Origin of the sequence: Pseudovibrio sp. Ad5 (assembly GCF_001623095.1) — a bacterium.
Classification (GTDB): domain Bacteria; phylum Pseudomonadota; class Alphaproteobacteria; order Rhizobiales; family Stappiaceae; genus Pseudovibrio.
The window spans coordinates 116,630-131,492 of record NZ_LMCH01000057.1; the positions used below are offsets into that span (position 1 = coordinate 116,630).

16 protein-coding genes and 1 tRNA gene are annotated in these 14,863 nt (G+C 50.0%); 9 read left to right on the forward strand and 8 right to left on the reverse strand.

Annotated elements, in window-relative coordinates; translation table 11 throughout:
• Positions 1-179: 179 nt before the first annotated feature.
• Entirely contained in the window at positions 180-1,265 is a 1,086-nt protein-coding gene (locus tag PsAD5_RS15290) for a hypothetical protein (RefSeq protein WP_057462510.1), read from the forward strand.
• Between the two features lie 82 nt (positions 1,266-1,347).
• Here the strand turns inward: PsAD5_RS15290 and PsAD5_RS15295 are convergent, their stop codons facing one another.
• Together PsAD5_RS15295 and thrS are read right to left on the reverse strand one after the other, a co-directional pair.
• Complete coding sequence (locus PsAD5_RS15295; RefSeq protein ID WP_063292714.1) at positions 1,348-2,199, reverse strand: 1-acyl-sn-glycerol-3-phosphate acyltransferase; 852 nt, start codon at positions 2,197-2,199, stop codon at positions 1,348-1,350.
• A gap of 154 nt (positions 2,200-2,353) precedes the next feature.
• On the reverse strand, positions 2,354-4,300 hold the full coding sequence (gene thrS / locus PsAD5_RS15300; RefSeq protein WP_063289525.1) for a threonine--tRNA ligase: 1,947 nt from the start codon (positions 4,298-4,300) through the stop codon (positions 2,354-2,356).
• 299 nt (positions 4,301-4,599) lie between these two features.
• Here thrS and PsAD5_RS15305 point away from each other — a divergent pair, with 299 nt between their 5' ends.
• Entirely contained in the window at positions 4,600-5,940 is a 1,341-nt protein-coding gene (locus PsAD5_RS15305; RefSeq protein WP_208988633.1) for a glycosyltransferase family 4 protein, read from the forward strand.
• On the opposite strand, the gene PsAD5_RS15310 is transcribed toward PsAD5_RS15305, so the two are convergent.
• The gene (locus PsAD5_RS15310; protein WP_063292716.1) at positions 5,937-6,359 is read right to left on the reverse strand and encodes an ASCH domain-containing protein; all 423 of its coding nucleotides are present in this window, start codon (positions 6,357-6,359) and stop codon (positions 5,937-5,939) included. The two genes, PsAD5_RS15305 and PsAD5_RS15310, sit on opposite strands and share 4 nt — an antisense overlap.
• Positions 6,360-6,398: 39 nt before the next feature.
• Positions 6,399-6,483: transfer RNA gene (locus PsAD5_RS15315), tRNA-Tyr, on the reverse strand.
• Between the two features lie 350 nt (positions 6,484-6,833).
• Between PsAD5_RS15315 and PsAD5_RS15320 the strand changes: the two genes are divergently transcribed.
• Together PsAD5_RS15320 and PsAD5_RS15325 are read left to right on the forward strand one after the other, a co-directional pair.
• Positions 6,834-7,133 carry a hypothetical protein gene (locus PsAD5_RS15320; protein WP_063292717.1) on the forward strand — a complete coding sequence of 100 codons (300 nt, stop codon included), beginning with the start codon at positions 6,834-6,836 and terminating at the stop codon, positions 7,131-7,133.
• Between the two features lie 48 nt (positions 7,134-7,181).
• Positions 7,182-7,736: a hypothetical protein gene (locus PsAD5_RS15325; protein WP_063292718.1), complete on the forward strand. Its 555-nt coding sequence runs from the start codon at positions 7,182-7,184 to the stop codon at positions 7,734-7,736.
• A 15-nt stretch (positions 7,737-7,751) separates the two neighbouring features.
• On the opposite strand, the gene yidD is transcribed toward PsAD5_RS15325, so the two are convergent.
• Together yidD and PsAD5_RS15330 are read right to left on the reverse strand one after the other, a co-directional pair.
• Positions 7,752-8,105, reverse strand: a complete 354-nt coding sequence (gene yidD, locus PsAD5_RS27685; RefSeq protein WP_084404516.1) for a membrane protein insertion efficiency factor YidD — start codon at positions 8,103-8,105, stop codon at positions 7,752-7,754.
• A gap of 11 nt (positions 8,106-8,116) precedes the next feature.
• Positions 8,117-8,551, reverse strand: a complete 435-nt coding sequence (locus PsAD5_RS15330) for an iron-sulfur cluster assembly scaffold protein (RefSeq protein ID WP_063292719.1) — start codon at positions 8,549-8,551, stop codon at positions 8,117-8,119.
• 415 nt (positions 8,552-8,966) lie between these two features.
• Here PsAD5_RS15330 and folE point away from each other — a divergent pair, with 415 nt between their 5' ends.
• The 3 genes from folE to PsAD5_RS15345 all read left to right on the forward strand — a co-directional run bounded on the left by folE (position 8,967) and on the right by PsAD5_RS15345 (position 11,216).
• Positions 8,967-9,599, forward strand: a complete 633-nt coding sequence (gene folE / locus PsAD5_RS15335; RefSeq protein ID WP_057462520.1) for a GTP cyclohydrolase I FolE — start codon at positions 8,967-8,969, stop codon at positions 9,597-9,599.
• Between the two features lie 34 nt (positions 9,600-9,633).
• Positions 9,634-10,104, forward strand: coding sequence for a phosphoribosyl-AMP cyclohydrolase (hisI, locus tag PsAD5_RS15340; protein ID WP_063289530.1), 471 nt, complete (start codon positions 9,634-9,636; stop codon positions 10,102-10,104).
• A 98-nt stretch (positions 10,105-10,202) separates the two neighbouring features.
• Positions 10,203-11,216, forward strand: a complete 1,014-nt coding sequence (locus tag PsAD5_RS15345) for a patatin-like phospholipase family protein (RefSeq protein WP_063292720.1) — start codon at positions 10,203-10,205, stop codon at positions 11,214-11,216.
• A gap of 86 nt (positions 11,217-11,302) precedes the next feature.
• On the opposite strand, the gene PsAD5_RS15350 is transcribed toward PsAD5_RS15345, so the two are convergent.
• Both PsAD5_RS15350 and PsAD5_RS15355 read right to left on the reverse strand, forming a co-directional pair.
• Entirely contained in the window at positions 11,303-11,734 is a 432-nt protein-coding gene (locus tag PsAD5_RS15350) for a CBS domain-containing protein (protein WP_057462523.1), read from the reverse strand.
• 164 nt (positions 11,735-11,898) lie between these two features.
• Positions 11,899-12,669 (reverse strand): rhomboid family intramembrane serine protease, encoded by a 771-nt coding sequence (locus PsAD5_RS15355; protein WP_063292721.1) that lies wholly within the window; start codon positions 12,667-12,669, stop codon positions 11,899-11,901.
• Between the two features lie 465 nt (positions 12,670-13,134).
• Here PsAD5_RS15355 and PsAD5_RS15360 point away from each other — a divergent pair, with 465 nt between their 5' ends.
• The gene (locus tag PsAD5_RS15360) at positions 13,135-13,824 is read left to right on the forward strand and encodes a PAS domain-containing protein (RefSeq protein WP_057462525.1); all 690 of its coding nucleotides are present in this window, start codon (positions 13,135-13,137) and stop codon (positions 13,822-13,824) included.
• A gap of 104 nt (positions 13,825-13,928) precedes the next feature.
• Positions 13,929-14,564, forward strand: a complete 636-nt coding sequence (locus tag PsAD5_RS15365; protein WP_057462526.1) for a PilZ domain-containing protein — start codon at positions 13,929-13,931, stop codon at positions 14,562-14,564.
• Positions 14,565-14,863 lie beyond the last annotated feature (299 nt).

Consider the following 14,863-nt stretch of genomic DNA (forward strand, 5'->3'; position numbering starts at 1 on the left):
ATGGTCTTGCCCCATTCTTGCCACATTGACTACCAATCCCCAACCCACTTAGTAAAAATTTATAAAACACTTCCAAATCACAGTTTGTCACTGTAATCTGATTTCACTCGATCGGGTGTCGGTTTTGTATTTACTGTCGCACACGAGTAACACTTTCTGAAGTAGTAGCGAGAGCACACGTGAAGTTAGAGCGGATATCGACGTTCAGCAAAGCGCTACAACGCGCAGCAACCGCCACAGCATTTTGTGCTGGATTGGCCTTGCTTGGAAACGCCGCTCAGGCTGCAGGTCCTATTCCTGTTTCCAAACCTGCTTTGCCATTCTCTAAAGAAGTGCTGGACTTGGGCGCAAAGCCAGACAAGACCATCGCACCTCCTATCAGCTATGATCCGCTCAGCGGTTATCAGGGACAATCCCTTGCACCAACAATGGGTACGAGCTTTTTGCCGTATGCTCCCCCATCTGTAGGCGCAGAGCAGGCACCTGTCGGCGCACAGCCTGTCCTTTATCTGGTAGCAAAGCTGGCTGAGGGAACACCAAACCTCACACGAGGCTTGAAATGGCGTGTCTACTCTTCAAAAGAAAATGATGACGGATCTTTGACTATGGTTGCGTCCTCTCAAGATCAGGACGCAGAATTCCGCCTCGATCCGGGTACTTACCTCGTTCACACCTCTTTTGGCAAAGTCACAGCAACCACGCGTTATGAACTTAAAAGCGGTGTGAAGACAGGAACAATCATCCTGAACGCAGGTGGTATTCGTCTGGACGCTGCTCTGGGCAACGATCAGCAGATGCCACGCAAAGATGTGCGCTTTAACATCTACGATATGACATACGACACCACAGGTAACCGCGGTCTCATTGCATCTGGCATCAAGCCGGGCGAGCTGGTTCCAGTGAGCGCAGGCACCTACCATGTTGAAAGCCGCTACGGCGATGTCAACGCTGTCGTACGCGCAGATATTCACGTTCAGGCAGGCAAGCTGACCGAAGCAACCCTTTACCATCAGGCAGGCAACATCACGCTGAAGCTGGTAAGCGCTAAAAACAAGACATCTTTGGCCAACACGTCTTGGACGATCCTCTCTCCAGGCGGCGACACCGTTGCAAGCGGCAATGGTGCGTTCCTTGATCTCACCCTAGCAGCCGGAACCTATACGGTTATGGCGCGCAACAACGGTGAAATGTATCGCGAAGAGTTCACGGTCAATCCAAGCGTAAACAACGTGGAAGTGGAAGTGCTTGCAGAAAACCCTCTGTAAGGCTTACACAAGATCTAGAATGACCAAGGCGCCGCACTCGGCGCCTTTTTTATTGGCTCACGCAGACCTTAAGGAGGATGTCCTACGGAAGATAAAAGGTCTCCGCCTTTGGCGCCTCAACACAATCCCGCAAACTCATAACAATTGCCTGAAGTTCATCCACCATTTCTCGCTGGCTCTCGCATCCCTCTAAAACCTCATAGGAAATAGGAGAGCCAATCCGCGCAAGAATGGTTTGTCCCAGAATGCTCTTAAATTCGCGGATAAGGAGCGACAATCGTAAACTCAGAGAAAAGCGACTGACCATGTGGAACAATGCCGAGTTCTGCCCCTCAAAATAAACCGGCAGCACCGTTGCTCGCGCGCTTCGAATGAGCTTGGAACTGAATGTTTTCCAAGGCAGCTCCTCAGCCCTGCCAAACGGCTTAGCAGCTGTAGCAACACCGCCTCCAGGAAAGATCACAATCACCACCCCTTCCCGCAGTAATCTCAGCGCTTCCTGCCGTGTTTTCAAATTGGTGCGCAAAGCCTCTTCGGTTTCTTCAAAGTCTACTGGCAAAGCGAAAGGCCTGATTTCAGGCACCTTCAACAGCTCATTATTGATCAGCACGCGGTAAGGACGATTGAGCTGTTCAGCAAGCGAAAGAATCGCGATTCCATCTGCAATGCCATAGGGATGGTTCGCAATCAGCACCAGCGGCTTCCCATCCAGATCAGCGGGCGGACAGTCGTTTCCGGTACATTCCACACGCAAGTCAATCTGTTCCAGCAGATCACGCCAGAGCACCTGATCAGAAACTGAAAAACCAGCCCGCCACTCCTCATAGAGGCCCAACAGCGCTCGCTTACCAGAGAGCCCTTCGATGCTGCGAATAAGCCATCGCTTCAATATGGGATGAGTACTATTGGCGTAGCTTAAATCCGCGTGGTTCACGACATCCTCACTTCACATAACTCATTTCATCTGAGCCGGTTTTGTAAGCTTTCGCAAACTTACGTGAAGTTTAGGCGACAGTGAGGCCAAAAAGAAAAAGGCTGGCAACAGAAACCTGCGGCCAGCCTTCAAAATTTCACTCAGTCTATAAAGATCAGGAAGCCTGCTCTTTCAGATCTGGTGCTGTTGCTTCATCAGTAAGGCTTGCCACCGCCTCATCCAATGTCATTGATGTTTGGTTGCGCGAACCAAGACGACGGATACTCACTGTCTTCTCTTCTGCTTCACGCTTACCAACCGCAATAATCACAGGGATCTTGGCATGAGAATGCTCGCGAACCTTGTAGTTGATCTTCTCGTTACGAAGATCCAGCTCACCGCGCAAACCAGCTTTTTTAAGCGCTGCATGCACTTCTTTCGCATAATCATCTGCATCAGAGGTGATTGCTGCCACAACGAAGTGCTGAGGTGTCAGCCACAATGGGAAATGACCAGCAAAGTTCTCAATGAGGATGCCAAGGAAGCGTTCCAGAGAACCACAGATCGCGCGGTGGATCATCACCGGCTGCTTCTTCTCGCCATCGCTGTCCACATAGAACGCACCAAAGCGCTCTGGCAAGGTAAAGTCTACCTGAGTGGTACCGCACTGCCATTCACGACCAATCGCATCCCGCAGAGTGTACTCAAATTTAGGACCGTAGAACGCGCCCTCGCCTTCAAGAATACCTGTCTTGATCTTGCCGCCAGAGTTTGCTTCGATCTCCTTCAGCACTTCTCCCATCACTGCTTCAGCGTGATCCCAGACTTCATCAGAACCAACACGCTTTTCAGGACGGGTTGAGAGCTTCACAACAATCTCTTCAAACCCGAAGTCCTTGTAGACGGACATAATCAGGTCGTTGATCTTGTGGCATTCCGCAGCCATCTGTTCTTCAGTACAGAACACATGCGCATCATCCTGCGTAAACGCGCGAACGCGCATCAGGCCATGCAACGCACCGGATGGCTCATAGCGGGAAACAGCACCGAACTCAGCCATACGCAGAGGCAGATCACGATAGGACTTCAGGCCGTGCTTGAAGATCTGGACGTGACCAGGACAGTTCATCGGCTTGATCGCAAAGACGCGGTGGTCTTCGGTCTCAGTCGCAAACATGTTCTCGCGGTACCATTCCCAGTGACCGGAAGTTTCCCAAAGCGACTTATCCAGAATCTGCGGTGCATTTACTTCCTGATAGTCATCAGCAAGACGGCGACGCATGTAGTTGGTCAGGTTCTGGAACAGCTGCCAGCCCTTGTGATGCCAGAAGACAACACCCGGACCTTCCTCCTGGAAGTGGTAGAGATCCATTTCGCGGCCTAGCTTACGGTGGTCACGCTTCTCAGCTTCCTCAAGCATATGGAGGTAAGCTTTCAGATCTTTCTCATTGGACCATGCAGTACCATAGATACGGGTCAGCATCTCATTGTTGGAGTCGCCGCGCCAGTAAGCACCGGCAACAGTCATCAACTTGAATGCCTGACCGACCTGGCCAGTGGATGCCATATGCGGACCACGGCAAAGATCCAACCAGTCACCCTGCTTATAGATCTTAACGGTTTGATCTTCAGGAATCGCATCAACAAGCTCGACCTTGTAGTCTTCACCCTTGGAAGCAAAGTATTCTTTCGCTTCGTCGCGGCTCCAGATTTCCTTGGTGAACTTCGCATTGCGCTGAATGATCTGCTGCATCTTCTTTTCGATTTTTGGCAGATCTTCAGGTGTAAATGGCGTTTCACGCTTAAAGTCGTAATAAAAACCGTTCTCGATAACAGGGCCGATTGTAACCTGTGTATCAGGCCACAGCTCCTGCACAGCTTCTGCCATCACGTGCGCCGCATCGTGGCGGATCAATTCCAGCGCACGAGGGTCATCGCGAGTAACAAACTCAATCGCAGCACTTGCTGGAATAGGATCAGAAAGATCACGCAGCTCACCATCAATCGCGACGGCAACAGCTTTCTTCAAGAGAGATTTAGAAATGCTCCCTGCAACGTCAGCTCCGGTGGAACCAGCGTCATATTCGCGAACGGAATTGTCAGGGAAAGTTAATTGCAGCATATCAAGTCTCCAGCTCACTCCTGCAAACAAGGCAGGTAAGCAGTTTGGTGTTAATCATGGATTGCCTGAATAACCAATTCTTGAAGACGCGTCCAGATGATTTTAAGTGCGCTCAACTCTGTTTTCCTCGGGATAGATCACCTAATCGACAGGTTACACACCTTGAATTACCACTGGTTAGCAAGGGTTTAGCTAGCCTTCCCCCTCCCCACTCCGCATACTGTTTGCAACAACAGGATTCGCAAACTCCATCACAAGGAATGCATGACGCACACTCTACCAGCAACCAGGAGCTGAGCATGACGACGCCAAAGCCAAAGCTCTACTTTGATTTGACCACCTTGAGGCAGAACCGCTCTACCTCATTGCAGGCGAATGGCGTCACCAGAACACTCTATGAAACAGCCAGACGCTTTTATAAGGATGACCTTGAAGTCACCTTCATCTGCCATGACGCTCGAACAAACGAATATGTGAGTGTGCAAGCCGATCCTCTGTTTAAGGATGATGACCTTAACCCTGCATATCTGCCCGACTTGCTGGGCGCTCCTGTAAAAACATTCCATCTTGAAAAATACAGGAACCGCAAAATCAAAGGACTATTTCACAGGTTGCGGCATACATTGCGCTCACACGCGGATGAAACCATCGGAGCTTATGATGGAGAAGCGCTTGGAGAACCACTCTCCGACATTGACGCTCCCTTCCTTTCATTGGGAAACTTGGAAGAAGCTCGGCGTCTAACTGAGTATGTGAAGAGCCGCGCGCCATATGTACCAGTTTACGTCATGATCCATGACATCTCTCTTTTGCGTCTCAACGACCCTGAAGAAGACCTCGGCGCAAAACTTTGGCTGGAACATTTAAGGCGAACTGTCACCACAAGACCGCACGTTCTGGCAAACTCAGAGTATACGAGAAGCGATCTGCTGAAATTCCTGGCAGAGCAGAAACTCCCATCCCCTCAGAGCACAAGCGTTGTACATTTGGCTCATGAATTTCAGGAAACAGAGCCGATCTACCCGCTCAGACAACGCCCGGAGAATGGGTTCTTTTTGCTGTTAGGTGACATTAGATACCGAAAAAATACGAAGCTGGTTTTTGACGCCTACTTGCACATTCTGGAGCACAACGAAGATACCCCACTGCCACAGCTCATATGCGCAGGCGCAATTCCAAATGGCGCCTTCGCAAGCCTCAACAACGATCAGCAGTATACGGCTATTGGCAAGTACGTGACGATTGTCCAATCACCCTCGCAAGCCGAGCTCACCGCCCTTTACAAAGAAGCAATTGCGCTGGTGTATCCGAGCTTGTTTGAAGGATACGGCCTGCCCGTCGGCGAAGCTCTTTGGATGGGGACACCTGTGCTTGCCTCAAATGCGACCTCCATTCCAGAAGTTGGCGGTGATCATTGCCGATATTTCGACCCGCACAACGCTGAGGAACTGGCCGCCCTGATCCAATCAACATTAAAAACCAAGGACACATTGCGCGCAGAACTACCTTTGAGAGCTGAGCTCCGGCAATGGCAGAATGTTAAAGAGGATATCTGGCAGGCTATTCAAAGCCACAGCACATCACCGGACAAGCGATCATCCGGCTCAGAGAACATCTCACAAAAACTGGAAGAGACTTAATTCGGCTTAGCTTGATCGCGTTCGAAGATCTTTACCAGCTGGAAATACTCACAAACCAACTTCATATCTTGAGCAAAGACACCGTTCCGTTCAAAATATTCACGATGCGCGTCCTGCCAGAATTCAAGGCTAAGATCGCCTTCGCCTTCCAGCACAGCCCAAATTTCATCAATCTCGTCGAACTGGCGCACATCAACCGTAACCATCTCAATGACGCAAGCGGCATGCCCCTTACCATCAAGAATAACGAACTGATCACCCGGCTGAGGAAGCGACTCCCCTTCTTTCTCATAGGAAAGCAGATCGCCACAGGTAGCCGTCTTTGTTCCATTCAGAACAAGCTCAAGCAAGCTGTCAGCAAGGTCAGGGCTGTCGCCAAAAGCATAACTTGGGAGGTCTTCAAAACCTTCAATAGACATGCATCTCTACCGTAACAAACTGATTTTATGAAAGAAAAATGGTGGAGGAGGTTGGATTCGAACCAACGTAGGCATAGCCAGCGGATTTACAGTCCGCCCCCTTTAGCCACTCGGGCACTCCTCCGTCGCATTGGCCAAGTTGGCCGCGCCGTGTGAGGACGGGTTATCTTCATTTGAGCCCCTCTTGTCAACGCTCCTTTGAAATTTGGGTTGGGAAAACATAGGAAAAAACGTTTTTGGCCCTCAATCTGTGAACAACACGCCTCTAGGCGGCTCTCACATAGGCAAAATTACGTATTTCGAGCACAAAAATTTCATGAATTTCAACACCGGCAGATAGCTTTTCATTAAGCCAAGAACCCGGAACCACTGCAAGTTGCTGGACGCAACTCTACATTAAGCCATTATCTTCAAACGAAATTATGAGTTTCTGTATTGGAGTGCACACCACACTGATCATCCGAAGGTATTCAAATGAGCAGGCACTGGCTTTTCACATATCTTGTCGTCATAGGGTTTGCGCTCACGTCTGGAGCGCGTCCTGCTCACACTCAGATATCTATTGAACCCTCTCTTGGAACCTCTGGGACTGTCGAACCAGAACCAGATAATGCAGAAGAAGACCCATCCATGATGAGTGGCATGCCGGAATACCAAATGAGCAATCCACACGACATGCCGGCACCATCCGAACCGACGACTGATCCAACCGCTACTGACAATGAGAATAGTGAGAATGACAAAGGAAGTTTTTGGTCGCAGTTCTTTCAGTAGCCTTTGAACTCAATCAAACAGCGGCAAGAATGAAAACAGGATAACCCAATGAAACCCTTAGCAATCCTGAGCGCAAGCGCAGTCTTGTTCATTCATTCATCTGGTCTGGTCGCAGTTGCACAGGTTACGGGAGATGGTCCGCCCGTCCCAACCAGCAAAAGCCTCCAAAGCGACATCCATACACTCGCAGAAACTGGAAGTGGCGCTTCCGCTGCAAAAGCCGCCGAGCAATGGTTAGGGAAATCATTGAATTTCGCCTGGACTATTACAAAGGAAGGCGCAGAGGCAATTGAAGAGAAGTTCACAACCTTCATCTGCAACAGTGAAGCACTCGCATGGAACACCACCTCCAAACTTGGCAAGAGCAAAGGATCTGCAACCTACACTGTTCAGCAGATCACACCGGAAATTACTCAAATCTCCTGGAAGGATAATCCGCAGGAATCCAATCTCGGATGGGTTTGGACATTAGATGCTGCCAGCGGAAAAGCATACGGTGTTGTTATCAACTCACAGCCCTATGAAAACCTTTCCATTGAGGGAGAGTTCGCGGTTTTGCCAGTCCTCACTGAAGAAGAGAAAAACGAGTTCACCTGCCCTTAGCAACAGGAACGGTTTCTAGTCCAGCAGATCAAAGCGCGTCTTGGGGTCAATATGGTGTCCAGTCCAGTGCCCATAGCGCCAGGGCAGATACCATCTGGAATGCTTGGGCAGACTTGCAGGCACAGGATCATACCCGCTCGCTCCATATGGATTACAACGGATGATCCGTGATAGCCCAATCCAACCGCCACGCCAAAAGCCGAAACGCACCATCGCCTCAGCTGTATAATGTGAGCAGGAAGGCTGATAACGGCACGCACGCCCGAGTATCAACGACAAACTGTGTTGGTAAATCCAAATAAGCCCGACCCCAACCCGCGCCATCAGGCTGGCAGGCCTCACTTTGGGGAGCGGTTCGGGCTTACACATTTCAGTTGGCCTTAAGCAACGGTAGCTTCAACATCATCAAGCGCTTTCACCAAGGCTTCAAACGCAAGCATGGTGGACGCATGACGCGCTTTATATTCGCGCACCGGTTCAAGGAAGGACAGATCAGCAAAACGACTGACCGGTGGTGGTCCATTTTCCTTCAACATCGCATGGAGCTGCGCATAAGCCTCCCGAATTTCAGAGGGTGAAGCCCCAATAACATGCTGACCTAAAATAGAGGCTGATGCTTGCCCAAGCGCGCACGCTTTCACGTCCTGCGCAAATGAGGTTATTAGACCATCGGCTACACAAACCTCAACGCTCACCGTCGAACCACAAAGCCGCGAGTGTGCTTTTGCCTGAGCTTGCGGGGCATCGAGATGTCCCAGTAAAGGGATATTCCCTGCAAACTCAAGGATCTTAGTATTGTAAATGTCGTCCAACATGCAAAACTCTGGCTACTATTCTGACACTCGCTTTATAACTTAAAGCGACCTTGGATCACTCAGTAGTAAGGGAAGACCCTTTCCTAACCAAGACATCTATCTTATATAGGTGGTGCTGCCGAGACCTTGCTAGAGGTCAAAAGCGGAATATCGCAATCTAGCACACATTACCTAGAAGAAACCATAGGTGCCAATTTATTGGCTGTCTAAACGGGTTGTCGTAGTTTATACCCTGCGCCATACTCGCATCTCCTTAGGTAAGCTATAGATTTGCGTATGACAATGGGAAGAGCCTGACTGAAAACAGGCCGACAAAAATAGTTGTTGCGCAGGAACCTATGGCGGGTTCAGTGTTTTTTTAAGAGAAGTATGTCTTAAATTACACTCATCGACTGCGTATTGTTGGAGACATAATATGGACGCTGTTTTGAGACCGGTTACAGAGACCGATCCCACGGCTACAGAAGACAACAAGCTCCCCAACCGCCCTAGCCGGGCTGAAGCTGAGGCTGCTGCACGCGTACTTCTTCAATGGATCGGTGATGACACCGAACGTGAAGGACTGCTGGATACACCAAAACGCGTGGTAAAAGCCTACGAAGATCTCTTCTCTGGATACAAAGAAGATCCTCGCGAGCACTTGGAACGAACCTTCGAAGAAGTCGGCGGCTACAATGATATTGTGCTGCTGAAGGATATCTCTTTCACTTCTTTCTGTGAGCATCATGTGTTGCCGTTCACCGGAAAAGCACATATCGCTTATTATCCAGATCATGCTGTGGTCGGCCTGTCCAAGATCGCACGTGTTGTAGAAATTTACGCGCGTCGCCTTCAGACACAGGAACATCTGACCGTTCAGATCGCAACGGCATTGGAAGAATATCTGGCTCCACGTGGCGTCGCCGTCATGATTGAGGCAGAACACCAGTGCATGTCCATGCGTGGCATTCAAAAACAAGGTGTATCAACACTCACCAACCGGTTCTCTGGTGTTTTTGAAGATAACGCATCTGAACAGGTACGCTTTATGACAATGGTCCGTTCGTAAGCTCGGACCATTCATCACAAAATTCGAGCATTTCATGTCGACGAATATTAAAGCCGACGGCTTCGCGCCGCGTGCTGACAAAAAAGCAATTGAGCTGGGTGATGAACTCTGCCCAAAATTTGACGATAACGGTCTGATCGCAGCTGCAGTCACGGATTTCGAGAGCGGTGAGCTACTCATGGTGGGCTATATGAACACCGAGAGCCTGCGTCGTACAATTGAAACCGGCGAAGCTTGGTACTGGAGCCGCTCCAGACAGGAATACTGGAAAAAGGGCGGCACTTCCGGCCAAGTGCAGGAAGTCATTGAAATCCGGACCGATTGCGATCAGGACGCCATATGGCTGCGCGTCAAGGTGCATGGCAACGGCGCAACCTGTCACGTCGGTTACCGCTCCTGCTTCTTTCGAAAAGTGGACAGCAACGACACAGGCGACGTTTGGCTGGAGAAGACGGAAGTCGCTCCGGTATATGACCCCCAAGAAGTTTACGGGAAAAAACAGTAGGTTTCGCTGTGCCCCGATTCAGTCTTTTTATAGGTTTAAATAGCATAGTTACCCCAAGGTAATTTTGATTATTCAACCGTTGAAAGACAGTCGGGGAGATAGCAGTGCTGCAAAATCTACCTCTGTGGCCAAACAGCAAACAGCCTGTAGAAGAAGAGCCTGAGACACCACCCACCACACCTGAGCCAGAGATCACACCAGGTATCGGATTGGCTCTAGGCGGTGGTGCGGCTCGTGGTTGGGCGCATATTGGCGTACTTAAAGCCCTTTCAGAAGCAGGCATTCAGCCGGACTTTATAGCTGGCACGTCCATTGGCGCTGTTGTCGGCGGCTGTTATCTCTGTGGCAAGCTGGACCAACTCGAAGAATGGGTTGTGTCACTTTCTCGCCGCCGGGTCTTCAGCATGGTCGACCTTTCCTTCGGCGGTTCCGGCCTCATCTCAGGCAAAAAAGTCCTTTCATTATTCGAAGACCACTTCGGCGGTATCATGATCGAGGACCTCGACCGACCGTTTGCAGCAGTTGCAACAGAGCTTGGGACCGGACACGAAATCTGGTTGAAGAAGGGTCCACTCACGCAGGCGATGCGGTGTTCCACCTCCCTCCCCGGCGTGTTCGAGCCGGTCGCATATGGTGGTCGCTGGCTGGTGGATGGTGCGTTGGTCAATCCAATCCCAGTCTCAGTATGCCGCGCGATGGGTGCACGAGCTGTGATCGCAGTCAACCTCAACTCCGACACATTCGGCCGAGGCTCTACAATTGTCCATGAACTGCCCCCAATCCCGAAAGACATGATCCCAGAGATCGATAGCAAGCTGCAAAAAGATCCGGGCGGCGCAATCAAGCGCGTCTTGCGACGTCAAATATTCGGTGGGAAGCCAAAAGGATTGCCGGGCATCTCCGGCGTAATGATGGACAGCTACAATATCATTCAGGACAGGATCGGACGCTCACGGCTTGCAGGAGACCCCCCAGACAACATTCTGACACTGCGCCTCTCACATCTGGGTCTTTTCGACTTTCATCGTGGTGAAGAAGCAATTCGCGTTGGATATGAAACCACATGCCGTGCGCTTCCAGAACTCCATCAACTGGCAGAGATGCAGCCTTGATGAAGTGCATTGACCAACAATGTATTGATAAGAAATAGACTGGATAGAACTGCTGTGCCTTAGAAGCACAGCAGTTTAGGCACATATCATACGGCCTGAATGTAACTCCGCAGATCCTCGGCTTCACGCTCAACTTGAGCAATGCGGAACTTCACGATATCACCGATCGAGACCAGCCCGATGAGCTTTCCGTCTTCCACAACTGGCATATGACGGAACCGCCCATCAGTCATACGCGCCATAACACCGTTCACGGAATCGGTTTCGTTACAGACGGCAACTTCTTTAGTCATGTAGTCACTGACGGGTTGTGCAAGTGCATCAGTTCCTTCCATGGAAATTGCCTTAACCACATCACGCTCCGACACGATCCCAACAATCACACCCGGCTGATCACACAACACAATAGCACCTATGCGGCGGCCTCCAAGGCTTGCGCATATCTCGCTTAAACTACGTGTGCTCGGTTCCGTAAAAACGTCCCGCCCTTTGCCGTTCAATATGGCAGCAACTGTCATGGCGACCTCCTCGTTTGTTTATGTCATCCTTCTTTCTCAGAGAAAAAAGAGGAAGAGAACAAATCTAACCCTACGGCATCATGACACAAAAAAACAATGCTTGCCTAGCCACCAACTTAGGTGCTGTTAACATATGTAGTTAGCTAACTATTAAACGCTCCACTTCAACGCGGTTTAATCGGATCCAATAATGGAAATAGGATCAAGCCAGCGATAAATCCACCTACGTGAGCTTGCCAGGCAATACTAACACCCTCACCCGCAACTGGCGCAGACCACATGCCAAACAGGAAGTTCAAGCCAAACCATACCAGAATAAAGGTAAGTACACGGCGATCGCTCAACGCCTCCATCAAAGGTCGGGCAGGAATAGAATAGGCTGCATTATCATAGCGCCGAAACGAGCTCATCGGACCACCAGCTTCAAAGATAAAGCGTAAGGAAGCTGCCATCTGTCCTGAGACTGCCGCCGATGCACCAATCACCGGGATACTCTGCCCCCAGTTTGTAGCAAGGTGAGCCCCCGCGCCAGCAACAGCGCAAACAGCCGACAGCAGCAGAAACCGGGTCGCACCAAAACGTCGTGCAACAGCACTCCCGAACACTGCCATCCAAAGCACATTGAAACCTACATGCTGCACGCTACCATGCAAAAATCCGTAGGTCAGAAAACTCCAGATCGCCGAAACAGTTTCTCCTGGCCAGGAATATTCAGCCATAAATCCACTAAGATATCGGACAGGCCAGAACGCAAATAAAAGCAGCGTCTGCAAATCCGCGTTGGGCGTCAACACATAGGCACGAACCAGATGTATCCCAATAAAGATCAGAGACAGTCCAACAACCACGGTTGGCAGATTGAACATCGGCTCCCGTGCTGGTCTCTGAAGATTGGGGCCGTGAGGTGCCAGATGGTCTTCATTGGATTGGTTCATTTTATTACAGATCCAAAATTATTGTCCCATTTTGAACTAAGACAACTTGGCACGCTTCGCAAGGCTTGCCGCAAAATGTAAGGATCAAATGAAAACAATAAACCGCCAGCACTCCCCCAAGCGCTGACGGTTTATCGGAGCTTCTCCCCGTTAGGCGTTTGATTTCCCGACTTTTATCAGCACACGAAATGCTGAAAACCTAGGTTTACCGCCAACAATAGCTCAATTCTTAGGGCCTCAAGGGTTCAGGTGAGGCAACTGCAACCAAGATTATACAAGCCCCCCAACAGCACAACTTAAACTCTTTGTTAAGGTTAATATTTTATTAAATTTTTATGATATTTCTAACTTGGCACGCTCCATGCTTATTCCCCACCATAGACCAGCGGATAGTTAAAGTTGTCCATAAAAAGGACACTGACCCCAATGGGAAAACCCAATAAGCGGACTGGGGAAGGCGGGAATATGAAACACGGTGCATCACGGATACTCTTCGAATACTGGGACGAAATTCGGGCTGAACGACCAGCTCCCGAACGTGGCGATATTCAACCTTCCGCAATCAAAAGTGTTTTGGGCGATACGTTTATTCTGGAACTGGCACAGCAGAACAATTTCAGGTTCCGTCTTGCAGGGACACGATTGTGTTCCCTGTTCTGTCGTGAACTGAAAGGCCGCAGTTTCCTTGATGGTTGGGATGAGAAAGACCAGCAAGCCGTCACAGCCATGCTTTCTGCCATAACACAGGATGGCGCTGCTGCTGTGATCAGCTTCACGGGCACAACTGAAATGGGCCAGTCAGTAGACCTGGAACTCCTGCTCCTGCCAATCCGTGTTCAGGGGGAAGGTTGCACGCGTATTCTTGGCTGCATGGCACCGCTCAAGCGTCCATTCTGGCTCGGTGTTCAGGCGATCTCCAAGCAAAAAGTCAACAGCCTGAGGTTGATCTGGCCAGATGAAGACGCACCTCTCTTCAGTGACGAAAATGACTGCGTCCCACATTTTGGAACTCCAACGCATCGCGCTGTTAGTTCAATGGAACCAAGAGTTAGCCGTGGAAGTCACTTGCAACGGTCAGCAGTACCAAAGGCCGTCGAAATTCCAAACAGCCGACAGGTAGGACACCTTAGAGTTGTTGATGGGGGCAAAATATAAACCTGTACTCCGCACCACAGTTACCATTCTGTTAACCTTGTTTTCCTAGGGTGTGACCCAAGTTTCTACTAGTCAATAATCGCGTAGTCGGGATTCCTAGGAAAATGGCAGGGCGCACAGCGACCAACAGAATTGCTGCACTAGCAGCAAAAGCACCTGACAGACGCCGTTTTTCTCGCGTTGAAATCAACGTGCTGGGCCGTTTCATGCTGGAAAACCGACGTGAGTACCCTTGCCAGGTCGTCAACATGTCACCTGGTGGCGCCGCCTTTATCTCTCCGGTAATGGGCGAAGTTGGCGAACGCGTTGTCGCTTATCTCGATCACATTGGTCGTGTTGAAGGAAAGATCGTCCGCGAGATCGATGGCGGCTTTGCAATGACGCTCAATGCCAGCGCACGCAAGCGCGACAAGCTGGCTTCCGTCCTGACTTGGCTGGCAAACAAAGACGAGCTTAATCTGCCAGAAGATCGCAGATTTGACCGCTTCACTCCAAAGAATCCAATTACGAAGATCATTTTGCCAGACGGCAGAGAATACGCCTGCCGCATTGTGGATGTCTCCCTCTCTGGCGCAGCACTCAAGACGGATGTACGTCCGGCACTTGGAACACCAATCACGCTTGGTAAGATGCGTGCACGGATCGTTCGCCACTTTGAAGAAGGCGTCGCAGTCGAATTCGCCACCGTCCAGAATAAGGAACTGCTGGAGCACCATATCTCCAACGCTGAAAAGCGCTAAGCCAGCCAGACCGATTCCTGTCTTATCAACGGTTAAGCCTCAGCTTTTCGATAAATTTATAAAAAAATATTTGCAGTGAGAATTACATGCAACTGACACAGCTTCACATGCCAACTCTCTAATTAACTGTAACTAAACCATAAAACTCTCGTTAGGTCTGATCAGAAACTCCAGTTTCCTGCGGAGTCTTAGCATAATTACAATTTGAATTAATATTGATTCTTATTTTCAGAAATATTGATTTAACTGATACTCAATCTTGATTTAAATACTGCTCAATTTTGATTAAATACTGACTT

What these genes read in the sequence shown, in the direction of transcription:
- thrS (WP_063289525.1), bottom strand. Translation starts at nt 4,300, where the DNA reads ATGCTGCAATTAACTTTCCCTGACAATTCCGTTCGCGAATATGACGCT.
- PsAD5_RS15305 (WP_208988633.1), top strand. Translation starts at nt 4,600, where the DNA reads ATGACGACGCCAAAGCCAAAGCTCTACTTTGATTTGACCACCTTGAGG.
- PsAD5_RS15310 (WP_063292716.1), bottom strand. Translation starts at nt 6,359, where the DNA reads ATGTCTATTGAAGGTTTTGAAGACCTCCCAAGTTATGCTTTTGGCGAC.
- PsAD5_RS15320 (WP_063292717.1), top strand. Translation starts at nt 6,834, where the DNA reads ATGAGCAGGCACTGGCTTTTCACATATCTTGTCGTCATAGGGTTTGCG.
- PsAD5_RS15325 (WP_063292718.1), top strand. Translation starts at nt 7,182, where the DNA reads ATGAAACCCTTAGCAATCCTGAGCGCAAGCGCAGTCTTGTTCATTCAT.
- yidD (WP_084404516.1), bottom strand. Translation starts at nt 8,105, where the DNA reads ATGTGTAAGCCCGAACCGCTCCCCAAAGTGAGGCCTGCCAGCCTGATG.
- PsAD5_RS15330 (WP_063292719.1), bottom strand. Translation starts at nt 8,551, where the DNA reads ATGTTGGACGACATTTACAATACTAAGATCCTTGAGTTTGCAGGGAAT.
- folE (WP_057462520.1), top strand. Translation starts at nt 8,967, where the DNA reads ATGGACGCTGTTTTGAGACCGGTTACAGAGACCGATCCCACGGCTACA.
- hisI (WP_063289530.1), top strand. Translation starts at nt 9,634, where the DNA reads ATGTCGACGAATATTAAAGCCGACGGCTTCGCGCCGCGTGCTGACAAA.
- PsAD5_RS15350 (WP_057462523.1), bottom strand. Translation starts at nt 11,734, where the DNA reads ATGACAGTTGCTGCCATATTGAACGGCAAAGGGCGGGACGTTTTTACG.
- PsAD5_RS15355 (WP_063292721.1), bottom strand. Translation starts at nt 12,669, where the DNA reads ATGAACCAATCCAATGAAGACCATCTGGCACCTCACGGCCCCAATCTT.
- PsAD5_RS15360 (WP_057462525.1), top strand. Translation starts at nt 13,135, where the DNA reads ATGAAACACGGTGCATCACGGATACTCTTCGAATACTGGGACGAAATT.
- PsAD5_RS15365 (WP_057462526.1), top strand. Translation starts at nt 13,929, where the DNA reads ATGGCAGGGCGCACAGCGACCAACAGAATTGCTGCACTAGCAGCAAAA.